Source organism: Diaphorobacter ruginosibacter, from assembly GCF_040396215.1.
GTDB classification, from domain to species: domain Bacteria; phylum Pseudomonadota; class Gammaproteobacteria; order Burkholderiales; family Burkholderiaceae_C; genus Diaphorobacter_A; species Diaphorobacter_A ruginosibacter_A.
This window is the reverse complement of sequence record NZ_JBEBOW010000014.1, coordinates 1-14182: the sequence shown is the minus strand read 5'-3', so window position 1 is coordinate 14182 and position 14182 is coordinate 1. Positions and strand designations below refer to the sequence as shown.

General features: G+C 65.4%; 11 protein-coding genes. 7 read left to right on the top strand and 4 right to left on the bottom strand.

Annotation, left to right across the window (positions count from 1 at the left end):
• Window positions 1–12: 12 nt before the first annotated feature.
• Entirely contained in the window at window positions 13–426 is a 414-nt protein-coding gene (locus ABWP92_RS03555) for a hypothetical protein (RefSeq protein ID WP_353233973.1), read from the bottom strand.
• A gap of 497 nt (window positions 427–923) precedes the next feature.
• Here ABWP92_RS03555 and ABWP92_RS03550 point away from each other — a divergent pair, with 497 nt between their 5' ends.
• From ABWP92_RS03550 to ABWP92_RS03535, 4 genes are all read left to right on the top strand, one after another.
• Window positions 924–1925, top strand: coding sequence for an LLM class flavin-dependent oxidoreductase (locus tag ABWP92_RS03550; RefSeq protein WP_353233972.1), 1002 nt, complete (start codon window positions 924–926; stop codon window positions 1923–1925).
• A gap of 145 nt (window positions 1926–2070) precedes the next feature.
• Entirely contained in the window at window positions 2071–3297 is a 1227-nt protein-coding gene (gene gspF / locus ABWP92_RS03545; protein WP_353233971.1) for a type II secretion system inner membrane protein GspF, read from the top strand.
• 10 nt (window positions 3298–3307) lie between these two features.
• On the top strand, window positions 3308–4204 hold the full coding sequence (locus tag ABWP92_RS03540) for a 5'-nucleotidase (RefSeq protein WP_353233970.1): 897 nt from the start codon (window positions 3308–3310) through the stop codon (window positions 4202–4204).
• 178 nt (window positions 4205–4382) lie between these two features.
• Window positions 4383–4745 (top strand): EF-hand domain-containing protein, encoded by a 363-nt coding sequence (locus ABWP92_RS03535; RefSeq protein ID WP_502907440.1) that lies wholly within the window; start codon window positions 4383–4385, stop codon window positions 4743–4745.
• 44 nt (window positions 4746–4789) lie between these two features.
• Here the strand turns inward: ABWP92_RS03535 and ABWP92_RS03530 are convergent, their stop codons facing one another.
• Both ABWP92_RS03530 and ABWP92_RS03525 read right to left on the bottom strand, forming a co-directional pair.
• Window positions 4790–5287 (bottom strand): cyanophycin metabolism-associated DUF1854 family protein, encoded by a 498-nt coding sequence (locus tag ABWP92_RS03530; RefSeq protein ID WP_353233995.1) that lies wholly within the window; start codon window positions 5285–5287, stop codon window positions 4790–4792.
• Window positions 5288–5316: 29 nt separating this feature from the next.
• Window positions 5317–7653, bottom strand: a complete 2337-nt coding sequence (locus ABWP92_RS03525; RefSeq protein ID WP_353233969.1) for a cyanophycin metabolism-associated ABC transporter — start codon at window positions 7651–7653, stop codon at window positions 5317–5319.
• Between the two features lie 242 nt (window positions 7654–7895).
• On the opposite strand from ABWP92_RS03525, the gene ABWP92_RS03520 reads away from it, so the two are divergent.
• The 3 genes from ABWP92_RS03520 (at window position 7896) to ABWP92_RS03510 (ending at window position 13277) form a co-directional block, all read left to right on the top strand.
• Window positions 7896–10070, top strand: a complete 2175-nt coding sequence (locus tag ABWP92_RS03520; protein WP_353233968.1) for a cyanophycin synthetase — start codon at window positions 7896–7898, stop codon at window positions 10068–10070.
• 80 nt (window positions 10071–10150) lie between these two features.
• Window positions 10151–12724 (top strand): cyanophycin synthetase, encoded by a 2574-nt coding sequence (cphA, locus tag ABWP92_RS03515; RefSeq protein WP_353233967.1) that lies wholly within the window; start codon window positions 10151–10153, stop codon window positions 12722–12724.
• A gap of 58 nt (window positions 12725–12782) precedes the next feature.
• Window positions 12783–13277: a CreA family protein gene (locus ABWP92_RS03510; RefSeq protein WP_353233966.1), complete on the top strand. Its 495-nt coding sequence runs from the start codon at window positions 12783–12785 to the stop codon at window positions 13275–13277.
• A gap of 63 nt (window positions 13278–13340) precedes the next feature.
• Here the strand turns inward: ABWP92_RS03510 and ABWP92_RS03505 are convergent, their stop codons facing one another.
• Window positions 13341–14006, bottom strand: a complete 666-nt coding sequence (locus tag ABWP92_RS03505; protein WP_353233965.1) for a DsbA family oxidoreductase — start codon at window positions 14004–14006, stop codon at window positions 13341–13343.
• Window positions 14007–14182: the final 176 nt, after the last annotated feature.

The window sequence follows — 14182 nt, the reverse complement described above, 5'->3', positions numbered from 1 at the left end:
CCTCTCTACTCTCTAGCCGCGTGCTGGCGCCGTCGGCTTCCTGGCGGGGGCCGCGTTGCGCACCAGGCTGCGCTTGAGTTCCTTGAGCAACAGCACGATCTGGCGCGATGCGTGCTCGCACTGCTTGAACGTCTGCCGCGCGAGCGCCTGATCGCCCTGCTCGATCAGGCCGATCAGCTCTGCGGCCTTCAAATGGAAATAGCGATTGCGCGCCAGCAGCAGGTTGTAGGTGGGCAAATGACCCAGCGCCTTCTGCCCCGCGTCATGCAGCCAGGCGCCCAGCTCCGAACTGCAATCGTCGCGGATCACCTCGGGGCGCAGTTGCGCATCCACCTGGCCGCCCAGGGCCTGCCACAGCCAGGGCATCCAGCGCTCGTGGCTCACGATAAGCGCCTCGATGTCGAATTCCGCGGACAGACGGCTCATCTCATCGCCGAACACCACCAGCTCACTCGCCTGCAGCGTTGGAACCGTCGTCCAATCCTCAGGTTGGCCTGACTTCGTGGATGGGCGGCTTGGGGACGATGACGAAAACAATCGTTTCAAGAAGTTCATTTCCCCTCCCTGGGTTATGCCTCCGGGCATCGGCGCAATATCCGTCGAAGAAATGGGTAGATACAGCAGGAAAGCGCCACTGCCATATTTAATTTAAATTGTATTTTTCATACGTTAATTACAACCTATTATCCACATCCAGGCCGCTCCTGTCGATGACGAATGGCGTCCGTGCTTCCATTTGATGCGGAGTGTAAGTTCCGCCGTATCGATTTGATACACATCAGATTTGTCAACATTTATCAACCATCCCGTTTCGCCAGCAAACCCGTCGACAGTCAGGGCCGCACATCGCCCCCCATGGGGAAGGATTCCCGAACGAATATCCCTGTTCAGCGGAGTTTTTGCAGGCCTCACACAATGTCGGAATGAGTTCATCCAGACTACCCGCGCTCTCCCTGCTCGACCTGGTGGCCGTTCGGGAAGGAGGCAGCATTTCCGATGCGCTGTCCATCGCCGTGCGCACCGCGCAACACGTCGAACAACTGGGGTTCACCCGCTACTGGCTCGCCGAACACCACAACATGCCTGGCATAGCCAGCTCGGCGACTGCCGTGCTGATCGGCCATATCGCGGGCGCCACCCGGTCCATGCGCATAGGCTCGGGCGGCATCATGCTGCCCAATCACGCGCCGCTGGTCGTGGCGGAAGCTTTCGGCACCCTGGCGGAGCTGTATCCGGGCCGGATCGACCTGGGCCTTGGCCGCGCGCCTGGAACCGACGGCGCGACCATGCGCGCGCTGCGCCGCGACCGCATCGAGACCGAGGAGGATTTCCCGCGCGATGTGTCCGAGCTGCAGCGGCTGCTCGCGCCCGCGCAGCCGGGCCAGGCGATCACGGCCGTGCCGGGAGCCGGCACCGAGGTGCCCATCTGGCTGCTCGGCTCCAGCATGTTCTCCGCGCAGTTGGCCGCCGAGAAGGGCCTGCCCTACGCATTCGCGTCGCACTTCGCTCCGCGCTTTCTCATGCCCGCCATCGAGATCTACCGCGCCCGCTTCAAGCCATCGAAAACGCTGCAGAAGCCCTATGTGATGATCGGCGTTCCGGTGATCGCCGCGCCCACGGATGAAGAGGCGCAATACCTCGCGAGCAGCACATTCCAGCGCGTGCTGGGCATTCTCACCAACCGGCGCGGGCTGCTCCAGCCGCCAGTGGAAAACTATTTCGAGGAACTGGGCCCACGCGAGCGCGAAGCCATCGCCGATTTCCTGGCCATTGGCGTGATCGGCGGCCCGCAGGCGGTTCGCAAGGGCTTCGAGGCGCTGGCCGAAGCGACCGGTGCCGATGAGTTCATGCTGGTGAGCGACGTGTTCGATCCTGAGCTGCGCCTGCGCTCGCTCGACATCGCAGCGGACGCCGCCCGAAGCTGAATCCGAACGGGGTTTCACCCCGTCGTCGGGCATGGCCGCATGGCAGCGTCTCGCCAAACCGCTACCATCACGGCATTGGCGCCTTGACCTGATCGCAATGCCGTTGCGGGGTTCCTGGCGCTGCCGAATCCCGAACCCATTACGCATGCCCGCCTTTTCCTTTGAAGCACTGGACGCCGAAGGCCAGACCCGCAAAGGCACGATCGACGCCGACAGTCCCAAGGCCGCTCGCAGCCTGCTGCGCGCCCAGGCCCTCGTACCTCTGGCGGTGGAAGCGCTCGCCGCCGGTCAGGCGGGCGCTCACGCACCGCTCGGCCAGCGCCTGCTCGCCCGCCCGGTTTTCAACTCCACGCAGCTCGCCATCTGGACACGCCAGTTGGCGGGGCTGATCGTCTCGGGGCTGCCGCTGGAGCGCGCGCTCAGCGCGCTGTCCGAGGAAGCGGACAACGACCGCCAGCGCCACCTCGTCGCCAACCTGCGCGCCGAGGTCAACGCAGGCTCCACGTTTGCCAAGGCGCTGGCGCAGCATCCGCGCGAGTTCTCGGACATCTTCTGCGCGGTGATCGGCGCGGGCGAGCAAAGCGGCCATCTCGGCGAGGTGCTCGACAAGCTGGCCGACGATCTGGAAGAACGCCAGGCCCTGCGCGCCAAGCTGATCGGCGCGGCGCTCTATCCGGCCATCGTGACGCTGGTGGCCATCGTCATCGTGCTGTTTCTCGTCGGCTACGTGGTGCCGCAGGTGGCGAACGTATTCGCCGGAACCAAGCGCGCGCTGCCGGCGCTGACCGTAGCCATGCTGGCGCTCAGCAGCCTGGTGCGCAACTACGGCTGGCTCATGCTCGGCGTCGTGATCGTGTGCGCGGTCGCCATGCGCGCGGCGCTCGCGCGTGCGCGCTTTCGCGCGGTGTTCGATGCGTGGTGGCTGAATCTTCCGCTCATCGGCAAGCTCGCGCGCGGCTACAACGCCGCGCGTTTCGCGGGCACCCTGGCCATGCTGGCGGGCGCGGGGGTCCCCATCCTGAAGGCGCTTCAGGCGGCAGCGGAGACACTCAACAACCGCGCCATGCGCGCGGACGCGCTCGATGCGCTGGTGCTGGTGCGCGAAGGCGCGCCGCTGGCATCGGCCATCGCGCAGAAAAAGCGCTTTCCCGGCCTGGTGTCGATGTTCGCCCGCCTGGGCGAGCAGACCGGCCAGCTGCCGCTGATGCTGCAGCGCGCGGCAACCCAGCTCTCCACCGAAGTACAGCGCCGCGCCATGCAACTGGCCACCATCCTGGAGCCGCTGCTGATCGTTGGCATGGGCCTGATCGTGATGCTGATCGTGCTGGCGGTGCTCATGCCGATCATCCAGCTCAACCAGTTCGTGAAATAAACGCCCGCCCATGCCAATCACGCTCGACGATCAACTGGTGGTGGCGATTTCCTCGCGCGCCCTGTTCGACTTCGAAGAGGAGAACCGCCTCTTCGATGCCGAGAATCCGCAAGCCTACATGCAGTTGCAGCTGGAGCGGCTGGACATTCCGGCGCGCCCCGGCGTGGCCTTCTCGCTGGTCAGGAAGCTGCTCGCCTTCAATACCGCCGAGCGCCAGCGTGTCGAAGTGGTCATGCTCTCGCGCAATGACCCGGTCAGCGGCATGCGGATCTTCCGCTCCACGCAGGCGGCCCGCATCCCGCTGCAGCGCGGTGTGTTCACCCAGGGCGGCGCGCCGTTCCGGTATCTGCGGCCGCTGGGCGCGCACCTGTTTCTCTCGGCCAACGAGAAGGATGTTTCGCAGGCGCTGCGCCTCGGGCATCCCGCCGCGCACGTCTTCACGGACTCGGTCCGGGCAAGCGATTCACACCCCAATGAAGTGCGCATTGCGTTCGACGGCGACGCTGTGCTTTTCTCCGACGAGGCCGAGCAGGTCTTTCAGCGCGACGGGCTGGCCGCCTTCCAGCGCCACGAAGTGGACAAGGCCTCGCTGCCGCTGCCCGAAGGCCCGTTCAAGCCTTTGCTGGCCGCGCTGCACCGCCTGCAGCAGGCGGCAAGCACGGGCATGCGGATCCGCACGGCGCTGGTGACCGCGCGCAGCGCCCCGGCCCACGAGCGCGCCATCCGCACGCTGATGAACTGGAACATCGCCGTCGATGAGGCCATGTTCCTCGGCGGCCTGGAAAAGGGCCCGTTCCTGCGCGAGTTCGAACCGGATTTCTTCTTCGACGACCAGACAGGCCACGTCGCATCGGCGGCGCGCCACGTCCCGGCCGGGCATGTGAGCAGCGGCATCGCCAACCCATGAGAACGGCCCGCAGCACCTTGGTTTGTGAGTGAAATGAGGAGCCCGGCAAAGTTGTGCAAAGCCCGGGCACTCGCGCGCCGCCGAAACATCCAACGTGGCACCATCGGCACTTGCTTCATCGGTTCATGAGGCTCGTTGCGCTCTTTCCGCTCATGACGATAATGAAGGAAACGATCCCATGCCCTTCCCTCTTCGCCCCTGCCCTCCAAGCGCCGCCATGGCGGCCATCCTGACCCTGTTCTCCCCGCTCGCCATGGCGGACGCCAAGGCTGCCGAAGATCCAGCCAAAGCGGCAAGCGCCCCCATGAGCAAGGGCGAGATCAAGGCCATCCAGCAGTTTCACATGCTCGACTTCAATGGCGACGGCAAATTGAGCCGCAAGGAGCTTGCCCTCGTGCCCAAGCTGTATGCCGCATTCGACGAGGCCGACACCAACCACGATGGGTTCATCACCCTGGACGAGGTGCGCGCATTCGCCATCAAATATCGCGCCGCACGGGAGGAGGCCAAGGCGCAGGCGGCAGCCCGCGCCGGGAAATGACGCACCGGGAAATGACGCGCCGCGCAATCAGGGATTGAAGAGAATCACAGGAACCGTCCAAGCAGCTTGCGCGAGGCCTTGTCCATGGCGGTCACGTCGGGGACGCTGTACTGCATTCCGTCGCTCGCGGTGATCAGCAGCCGGGTCCGGCCTTGCAGTTTGCGAATGTCCTCTTCCGCCTTGAGCACCAGATCGACCGTTCCGCGATCGGTCTGCACGGTCCAGGTGCTCGGCGTCGCGAAGCTCGACACATGCAGCAGCCGCTCGATCGTCGGCACGAACTCGCGCGCCGCGAGCTCCTCTTCAACAAGGCCGCGCTGCCCGGCGGACAGCTGATCGAGATGATCGATCCACACCAGCTCATGGCCGTCGGTGCCGAACAATGACAAGCCGTCATTGGGGGCGGAGATGGGAAAGGCGCGCACCGGCAGAACGCCCACGTGCTCTACGCCGTCAGCCAGCGTCAACACCAGTCGGCCATGCGGATTGCGCGAAAGCGCGAATGAAATGGAAGTGCCCGGGGCCGGGCTGTGCGTGGTCATGTGTTCCACCTTCTGGTCCAGCGCGCTCATCATGCGCTCTTTCGTTCAGCCACTGGCTCGGCCGTGGCAACGCGCGAGGCGGCATCGATCACCACGCCCGCGGCTTCGGCATCCTCCTCGGCGCGGCGCGCCTGCGCCATGTACAGGCGCCAGTACGCGCCCTCGCTGGCCATGAGTTCGTCGTGCGGGCCGACTTCCACGATTTCACCGCGGTCCATCACCACCAGGCGGTCGGCCTTGCGCAGCGTGGACAGGCGGTGGGCGATCGCAATGGTCGTGCGGCCCTTGACCAGATTGTCGAGCGCCTTCTGGATTTCCTTCTCGGTCTCGGTGTCCACCGCGGACGTGGCTTCATCGAGGATCAGGATGCGCGGATCGATCAGCAGCGCGCGCGCGATCGAAATGCGCTGGCGCTCGCCGCCGGAGAGGCCCTGGCCACGCTCTCCGACCAGCGAGTCGTAGCCGTGGGGCAGGCGCAGGATGAACTCATGCGCGTGCGCCGCGCGCGCGGCAGCGACGATCTCCTCGCGCGTGGCATCGGGCTTGCCGTAGGCAATGTTCTCGGCGATCGTGCCGAAGAACAGGAACGGCTCCTGCAGCACCAGTCCGATGTTGCGGCGAAAGTCGGAGACCGATATGCGGCGCACGTCCACGCCATCGAGCTGGATGGACCCTTCGCTCACATCGTAGAAGCGGCAGATCAGGTTGACCAGCGTGCTCTTGCCCGACCCGCTGTGGCCCACCAGCCCGATCATCTCGCCGGGCCTGATCTGCAGGTCCAGGTGCTTGATGACCGTGCGGCTGCCGTAGCGAAAGCTCACATCATCCATGGTCAGCGCGCCCTTCACGTTCTGCAGGCGCACCGGGTTCTGCGGATCGGGAACATTGCTCACGTGGTCGAGAATGTCGAAAATCCGCTTGGCGCCGGCCGCCGCCTTCTGCGTGACGGAGACGATGCGGCTCATGGAATCGAGCCTGCTGTAGAAGCGCCCGATATAGGCGATGAAGGCCGTGAGCACACCCACCGTGATGCTGCCGCCGGCCACCAGCCAGATACCGAACGCCCACACGATGAGCAAGCCCACCTCGGTAAGGAAGGTGACGGTGGGAGTGAAAAGCGACCAGGTCTTGTTCACCTTGTCGTTGGCCTGCAAATTGGCCAGGTTGGCGTCCGCGAAGCGGTCCGCTTCGCGCTTTTCCTGCGCGAACGCCTTCACCACGCGGATGCCGGGAATGGTGTCGGCCAGCACATTGGTCACCTCCGACCAGACCCGGTCGATCTTCTCGAAGCCGGTGCGCAGGCGTTCGCGCACGAGATGGATCATCCAGGCGATGAACGGCAGCGGAACCAGCGTGGCCAGCGCAAGCCAGGGATTGATCGAGAAAAGGATCACCGCCGTCATCAGCATCATGAGCACGTCGGTGGCGAAATCGAGCGCATTCAGCGACAGGAACAGGTTGATGCGGTCCGTTTCGGCGCCGATGCGCGCCATCAGGTCGCCCGTGCGCTTGCTGCCGTAGTAATCAAGCGAAAGTTTGAGCAAGTGGTTGTAAGTCGTGGTGCGCAGTCCCGAGCCGATCCGCTCGGACACGCGCGCCAGCACGAACGTGCGCGCCCAGCCCAGTCCCCACGCCAGCAGGGCCGACACCAGGAGACCGCCAAGATAGTAGGTGACCATGCCTGGATCGATCTTCTCGCCGTTCTGGAACGGAATGAGGATCTTGTCCATGATGGGAATGGTCAGATAGGGCGCCACCAGTTGCGCGCCCGTCGCCGCCAGCGTCAGCATGAAACCGAGCAGCAACTGATTCTTGTAGGGCCTGGCGAACCGCCACAGGCGCAGCAGCACCCAGGTGGAGGTATGCGGGGCCTGCTGGCGGGCGCAGGCCGGGCATTCATCGCTGTCGGGCGGCAGCGGCGTGCGGCAGGTCGGGCACAGGGCCTCGTCCTCGTCGGATTCCGCAGGCAGGGATTCGCCGTTGCGGAGGGCTTCGAGCCGGCGCTCGAGCTTTTCAAATCTTTGCATCAACACCAGCGCCTGCGGGTGCAGGCCCAGCCGGAAGCGCCATAGGGCCAGCCGCCGCGCTTCGGTATGCAACTCCAGCGTCCCCACGCCGCCGTGATCCAGCAGGCGCAGCGACATGCCCGCCTCCAGCGGCCACTCCTGCTCCTGCCCTTCCGCATTGCGGAAAATGAAACGCGATGTGGTCAACGCCAGAAGCCCCTGCTGGAAACGCAAGTCCTGGGTCAAGTCAACCTGCAGTGCCGCGAGCACGTTCTCATCTGTAGCGAGTCCGGCCCGCAAGCCGGTGCCCAGCGGGCCGTTCATGACACCCGAGGCGTCCAAAGGATGTTGATTTTGCATTTGGTTTATTGTTTGCCTTTCAATCTTCGAGGAAGACTATCCGGGCTGGAAGTCGGATTGTGTCCGATTCCCGTGGCCGCGCAGCGGCATCCTTTAGTAACGCGCCCGGCCCGTTTCCCGCTGACATCCTTTCGCACCAGCAATAATTAGCGAGCACAATGCACACACGTCGGCGTTCGCGGGTGGGCTTTTTTCAAGCCCATGGCTTCGTCTGAATTTCACGCATTCACAAGTTGCAATCCATGGCGACATTCAAAGATATCCAACTCTTGCGCACAACCTACCTGCGCGGCCCCAGCGTCTGGACCTACCGCCCCGTACTGGAGGTCTGGCTCGATCTGGGAGAGCTGGAAGACTATCCGTCCAACAAGATCCCCGGCTTCAACGAACGCCTCACCGCCTGGCTGCCCGACCTGATCGAGCACACCTGCGGCGTGGGCGAGCGCGGCGGCTTCCTGCTGCGCCTGAAAAATGGCACCTGGATGGGCCACGTGCTGGAGCACATCGTCATCGAGTTGCTGAACCTGGCGGGCATGCCCGCCGAATTCGGCCAGACACGCGAGATCTCCAGGCGCGGCGTCTACCGCATGGTGTTCCGCTGCCCCGAGGAGTCCGTGGCGCGCACGGCGCTGTTCTGGGGCCACAAGCTGATCATGGCGGCCATCAACGACCAGCCGTTCGACCTGAAGCCCGCCATCCATGCCATCAAGACCGACATCAACGACCGCTACCTCGGCCCGAGCACCGGCTCCATCGTCGATGCCGCAGGTGAACGCCGCATACCGCACATCCGCCTGAACGACGGCAACCTGGTGCAGCTCGGATACGGCGCGGCGCAGCGGCGCATCTGGACGGCCGAAAGCGACCAGACCAGCGCGATCGCCGAGGGCATTGCCCAGGACAAGGATTTCACCAAGCGCCTGCTGACGGCTTGCGGCGTGCCGGTGCCCGAAGGCCAGATCGTCAAGTCGCCCGAGGAAGCCTGGGAAGTGGCGCAGGACATCGGCTTTCCGGTGACGGTGAAACCCTCCGACGGCAACCACGCGCGCGGCGTGACGCTCGATCTGCACGCCGAGGATGACATCAAGGCGGCTTTCGCGCTGGCCGAGCCCGAGGGCTCCGACGTGATCGTCGAGAAATTCATCAACGGCACCGAGCACCGCCTGCTCGTCGTCGGCGGCAAGGTGGTTGCAGCGTGCCGCGGCGAGACCGTGAGTGTCGCGGGCAACGGCAAATCCACACTCGCAGAGCTGGTCGCCGTGGTCAACCAGGACCCGCGCCGAGGCCCCGAGCAGGAGTATCCGCTCGACTGGATCAACCTCGATGCGCCCGCCGTCAAGCTGGAGCTCAAGCGCCAGAACGTGACGCCGGCATCGGTTCCCGCACAGGGCGAATCCATCCTGCTGCAGCGCAACGGCAACATGGCCATCGACTGCACCGACGAGGTCCACCCCGACGTCGCCTATTACGCTTCGCTGGCCGCGAAGATCGTGGGCCTGGACATCGCGGGCATGGACATGATCCTGCAGGACGTCTCCAAGCCCATGAAGGGCCAGGGCGCGATCCTGGAAGTCAACGCCGGCCCCGGCCTGCTGATGCACCTGAAACCCACCAGCGGCGCGCCGCGCCCGGTGGGACAGGCCATCGTCGAGCACCTGTTCCCGACAACCGATGAAGGCGCGGGCACCGGCCGCATCCCGATCGTCGGCATCGCCGGCACGCGCGAGAACGCATTCACCGCACGCCTGACCGGCTGGCTGCTCCAGCTCTCGGGCAGGCTGACGGGCGTGGCAAGCGAACAGGGCATGTTCCTGAACAACCGCCAGACCCAGCGCACCAACACCGCCAACTGGGCGGGCGCTCACCGCCTGCTGACCAACCGCCTGGCCCAGGCCGCCGTGATCGAGACCACCGCGCGCTCGATCCTCGAGGAAGGCCTGGCCTATGACCGCTGCCTGGTCGGCGTGGTCACCGACATGGACGGATTCGAGACGCTGGCCGACCACGACATCCATGAGCAAAAGCAGATGACCCGCGTGATGCGCACCCAGATCGACGTGGTGCTCGACGAAGGCGCGGGAGTGCTCAACGCGGACATCGAGCAGGTGGCCGATCTCGCGCGCCTGTGCGACGGCGAAGTGCTGCTGTACTCCGAGCATGCGGACAATGCCCACATCGCCAGGCACCGCGAGGACAACGCGGAAGGCCGCGCGGTATTCGTCAGGAACAATCAGGTGGTCCTGGCGACCGGCCCGCAGGAGCGCGTGCTGGGCACGCTCGAGGCGCTGTCGCTGCCCGGAGGCCGCAAGCCCGATACGCCCGCGCTGCTGGCGGCGATCGCCGCCGCCTGGTCGATGGACATCGCCCCCGACCTGATCGGCGCGGGCATCAAGACCTTCGAGTACAACGCAGCCTGATCGTCCGCCCCATCACACGACAAGATGATTTCTCTGCAATGCCGCGCTCGCCGCGGCAGCGCATCAAGGAAAGAAACAACATGCAAGTTACCCGCGCACGAGCCCTTCGCGGTCCGAATCTCTGGAGCCGCAATACCGCGATCGAGGCGATCGTCCATTGCGACACCAACGAGTGCGTGTACTCCGACATCACGGGTTTCGAGGCCCGCCTGCGCGCGCGCTTCCCGAAAATCGGCACGCTGCAGCCGCATGGCGCGGACCAGCGCCTGTCGCTCGCCCACGTGATCGAAGTGGCCGCCCTGTCGCTGCAGGCGCAGGCCGGCTGCCCGGTCACCTTCAGCCGCACGCACGAAACCGTGGAGCCCGGCACCTACCAGGTCGTGGTCGAATACACCGAGGAAAGCGTCGGCCGCAAGGCCATGGAGTACGCCGAGGCCCTGGTGCGCGCGGCGCTGGACGATACGCCGTTCGATGCCGGCAAGGCCATTGCCGAACTGCGCGAGATCGATGAAGACGAGCGCATCGGGCCCTCCACCGGAGCCATCGTGGACGCGGCCGTGGCGCGCGGCATTCCATTTCGCCGCCTCACTTCGGGCTCGCTCGTGCAGCTCGGCTGGGGCTCCAGGGCGCGCCGCATCCAGGCCGCCGAACTGGACCAGACCAGCGCCGTGGCCGAATCCATCGCGCAGGACAAGGACCTGACCAAACGCCTGCTGCACGCGGCCGGCGTGCCCGTGCCGATGGGCCGCCCGGTGCAGGACCTGGAAGACGCATGGGCCGTCGCCCAGGAAGTGGGCATGCCCGTGGTCGTGAAGCCGCAGGACGGCAACCAGGGCAAGGGCGTGGTGGTCAACATCACGACCCGCGAAGGCCTCGAAGCAGCCTACAAGGTCGCTCAGGAGTTCAGCGATGAAGTCATGGTCGAACGCTTTCTGCCCGGCCATGATTTCCGCCTGCTGGTGGTGGGAGGCCAGCTCGTCGCTGCCGCCCGCCGCGAGCCTCCGCAAGTGCTTGGCGACGGCCAGCACACCATCCGCGAACTCGTGGAGATCGTGAACCGCGACCCGCGCCGCGGCTCCGGCCACGGCACGGCGCTCACCAAGATCCGGCTGGACGATATCGCCATCGCACGCATCTCAACCGAAGGACTGACGCCCGAGTCCGTTCCCGAACAGGGCCAGCGCGTGGTTCTGCGCAACAACGCCAACCTGTCCACCGGCGGCAGCGCCACCGACGTGACGGATGACGTGCACCCCGAGATCGCGGCGCGCGCGATCGAAGCCGCGCAGACCATCGGCCTGCATATCTGCGGCGTGGACGTGGTCTGCGAGACCATGCTCAAGCCGCTGGAAGAGCAAAACGGAGGCATTGTCGAAGTGAATGCCGCGCCCGGCCTGCGCATGCATCTGGCGCCGTCCTTCGGCAAGCCGCGCAACGTGGGAGCGCCCATGGTCGATGAGCTGTTCGCGCCAGGTCAGGACGGCCGCATCCCGCTGGTCGCCGTGACCGGCACCAACGGCAAGACCACGACCACCCGGGTGATCGCGCACCTGTTCACCTCGCATGGCTGGCGCACAGCCATGACCAACACCGATGGCGTCTACGTCAACGGACGGCAGATCGACAGCGGCGACTGCTCCGGGCCGCGCAGCGCCCGCAATGCGCTGGCCCACCCCGAAACCGATGCCGCGGTGCTCGAATGCGCGCGCGGCGGCATACTGCGGGAAGGCCTGGGCTTCGACCGCTGCCAGGTCGCCGTGGTCACCAACATCGGCGCGGGTGACCACCTGGGGCTGAACTTCATCACCACGGCGGAAGACGTCGCGGTCCTCAAGCGCGTGATCGTGCAGAACGTCGCACCCGACGGCTACGCCGTGCTCAACGCCGCCGACCCGCTGGTGGCGGCCATGGCCCACGTATGTCCCGGCAAGGTCATCTTCTTCGCCGCGGACCGTCATCACCCCGTGATGGCGACGCACCGCGCGCAGGGCAACCGCGTGATCTACGTGGACGGCGACAGCATCGTGGCCGCCGAAGGCTCATGGCGTGAAACCATCGTGCTGCGCGAGATCCCGATCACGCGCGGCGGCATGATCACCTTCCAGGTCGAGAACGTGATGGCGGCCATCGGCGCCGCATGGGCATCGGGCCTGCCCTGGCAGACCATTCGCCGCGGCCTCGCGGGCTTCATGAATGACAGCGACAACGCGCCCGCGCGCTTCAACGTGATGGACTATCGCGGCGCCACCGTCATCGCCGACTACGGCCATAACCCCGACGCCATCCGCGCCCTGGCGCAGGCCGTGGAAGCCATGCCCGGCAAGCGCCGCAGCGTGGTGATCTCGGGCGCGGGCGACCGCCGCGACCAGGACATCGTCGAACAGACCCGGATCCTGGGCCAATACTTCGACGACGTGATCCTGTACCAGGACGCCTGCCAGCGCGGGCGCGAGGACGGCGAGGTGCTGGCCCTGCTCAGGCAAGGCCTCGAAGGCGCGCCGCGCACGACCTACAGCACCGAGATCCACGGCGAGTTCATTGCCATCGATCACGCGCTGGAACGCCTGAATGGCGGCGATCTGTGTCTGGTGCTGGTCGATCAGGTGGAAGAAGCGCTCGCCCACCTCTCCGAGCGCTGCGCCCAGGCCAGGTAAGACAGGCCGGGCCGCGCTCCAGCACATCCTGCACGCTCATCCAACGCGACGACAAGCCATGCGCAATCCAATCTGCAAGTCCCTGCTGCCCGCCATCGCGCTGGCTTGTCTCTCGATCCCGGCGCTGGCCGCCGACGGCGAGAAAATCGGTTCCGTGGACACCGCCTTCAAGCTCCTTGGCCGCGACCACGACATCATCGTGGAAGCCTACGACGACCCGGACGTGCAAGGCGTGACCTGCTACGTATCCCGCGCGCGCGTCGGTGGAGTCAAGGGTACGCTGGGCCTCGCCGAAGACCGTGCCGAAGCGTCGCTGTCCTGCCACCAGGTGGGCGCCATCGGCTTTCCCCAGCCGCTCAGGCAGCAGCAGCAAGTCTTCAGCGAACGCATGTCGATCCTGTTCAAGCGCTTGCGCGTCGTGCGCATGGTGGACGCCAAGCGCAATGCCCTGGTGTATCTGACTTACTCCGACAAGCTGATCGACGGCTCCCCGCAGAACTCGGTGTCCGCAGTGCCGGTGCCGCACTCGACAGTCATCCCGCTCAGAAAATGACGGGCGGGGAATGACGGGCGCGGCAGGCTCGGCTCGCACCCCTGCCCCGCCGCGCGAGAACACTCAGCCCTGAGCGGCCAGTTTCCTCAGCGCCTCTTCAAACACCTCCACCGGCTGCCCGCCCTGAATCAGGTGCCGGTCGTTCACGATCACGGCAGGCACCGAGTTGATCCCATGCTGGTGGTAAAACGCCTCGCGCTCGCGCACATCATCGGCATACTCGTTCGATTCAAGAATGGCCCTGGCCCGGGCCTCGTCAAGGCCCAGTTCACGCACGATCCGCAGCAGCACGGCATGATCGCCTGGATTCTCGCCATGGGTGAAATAGGCGGTGAACAACGCATGCTTGAGCGCACGCTGCTGCCCGCCCGCACCCTCCTCTTGCAACCAGTGCAGCAAGCGGTGCGCATCGAAGGTGTTGTAGATACGCGAGCGCTTGTCCATGTCGAACGTGAAGCCAAGGGCCGCGCCACGCGCGGTGATCGCCTCCTGATTCCTGCGCATCTGCTCCGCGGGCGCGCCGTATTTGCGCTGCAGATGCTCGGTCACATCCTCACCCTCGGGAGCCATGTCCGCGTTCAACTCGAACGGCTGGAAGTGCAGGTCGACATGCACCTGATCCTTCACACGCTGCACCGCCTGCTCCAGCGCATGCAGCCCGATGGCGCACCATGGACAGGATACGTCCGAAACAAAATCGATCTTGAGCCTGACAGGAGCTGAGGACATGAGAGTATTCATGAGCAATGAACTGCACGGAAGTGAATGCGCGAAATAGCGTGCACGCAATCTACGACATTTCCGTTTTCCCTATGGGAAGACACCCTATGCGCCGATGTATGCCAACCAAGCAGCACGACGGACGATACCTCCCCCGTCCTCAACGGCTCCGTCCCACAAGCCCT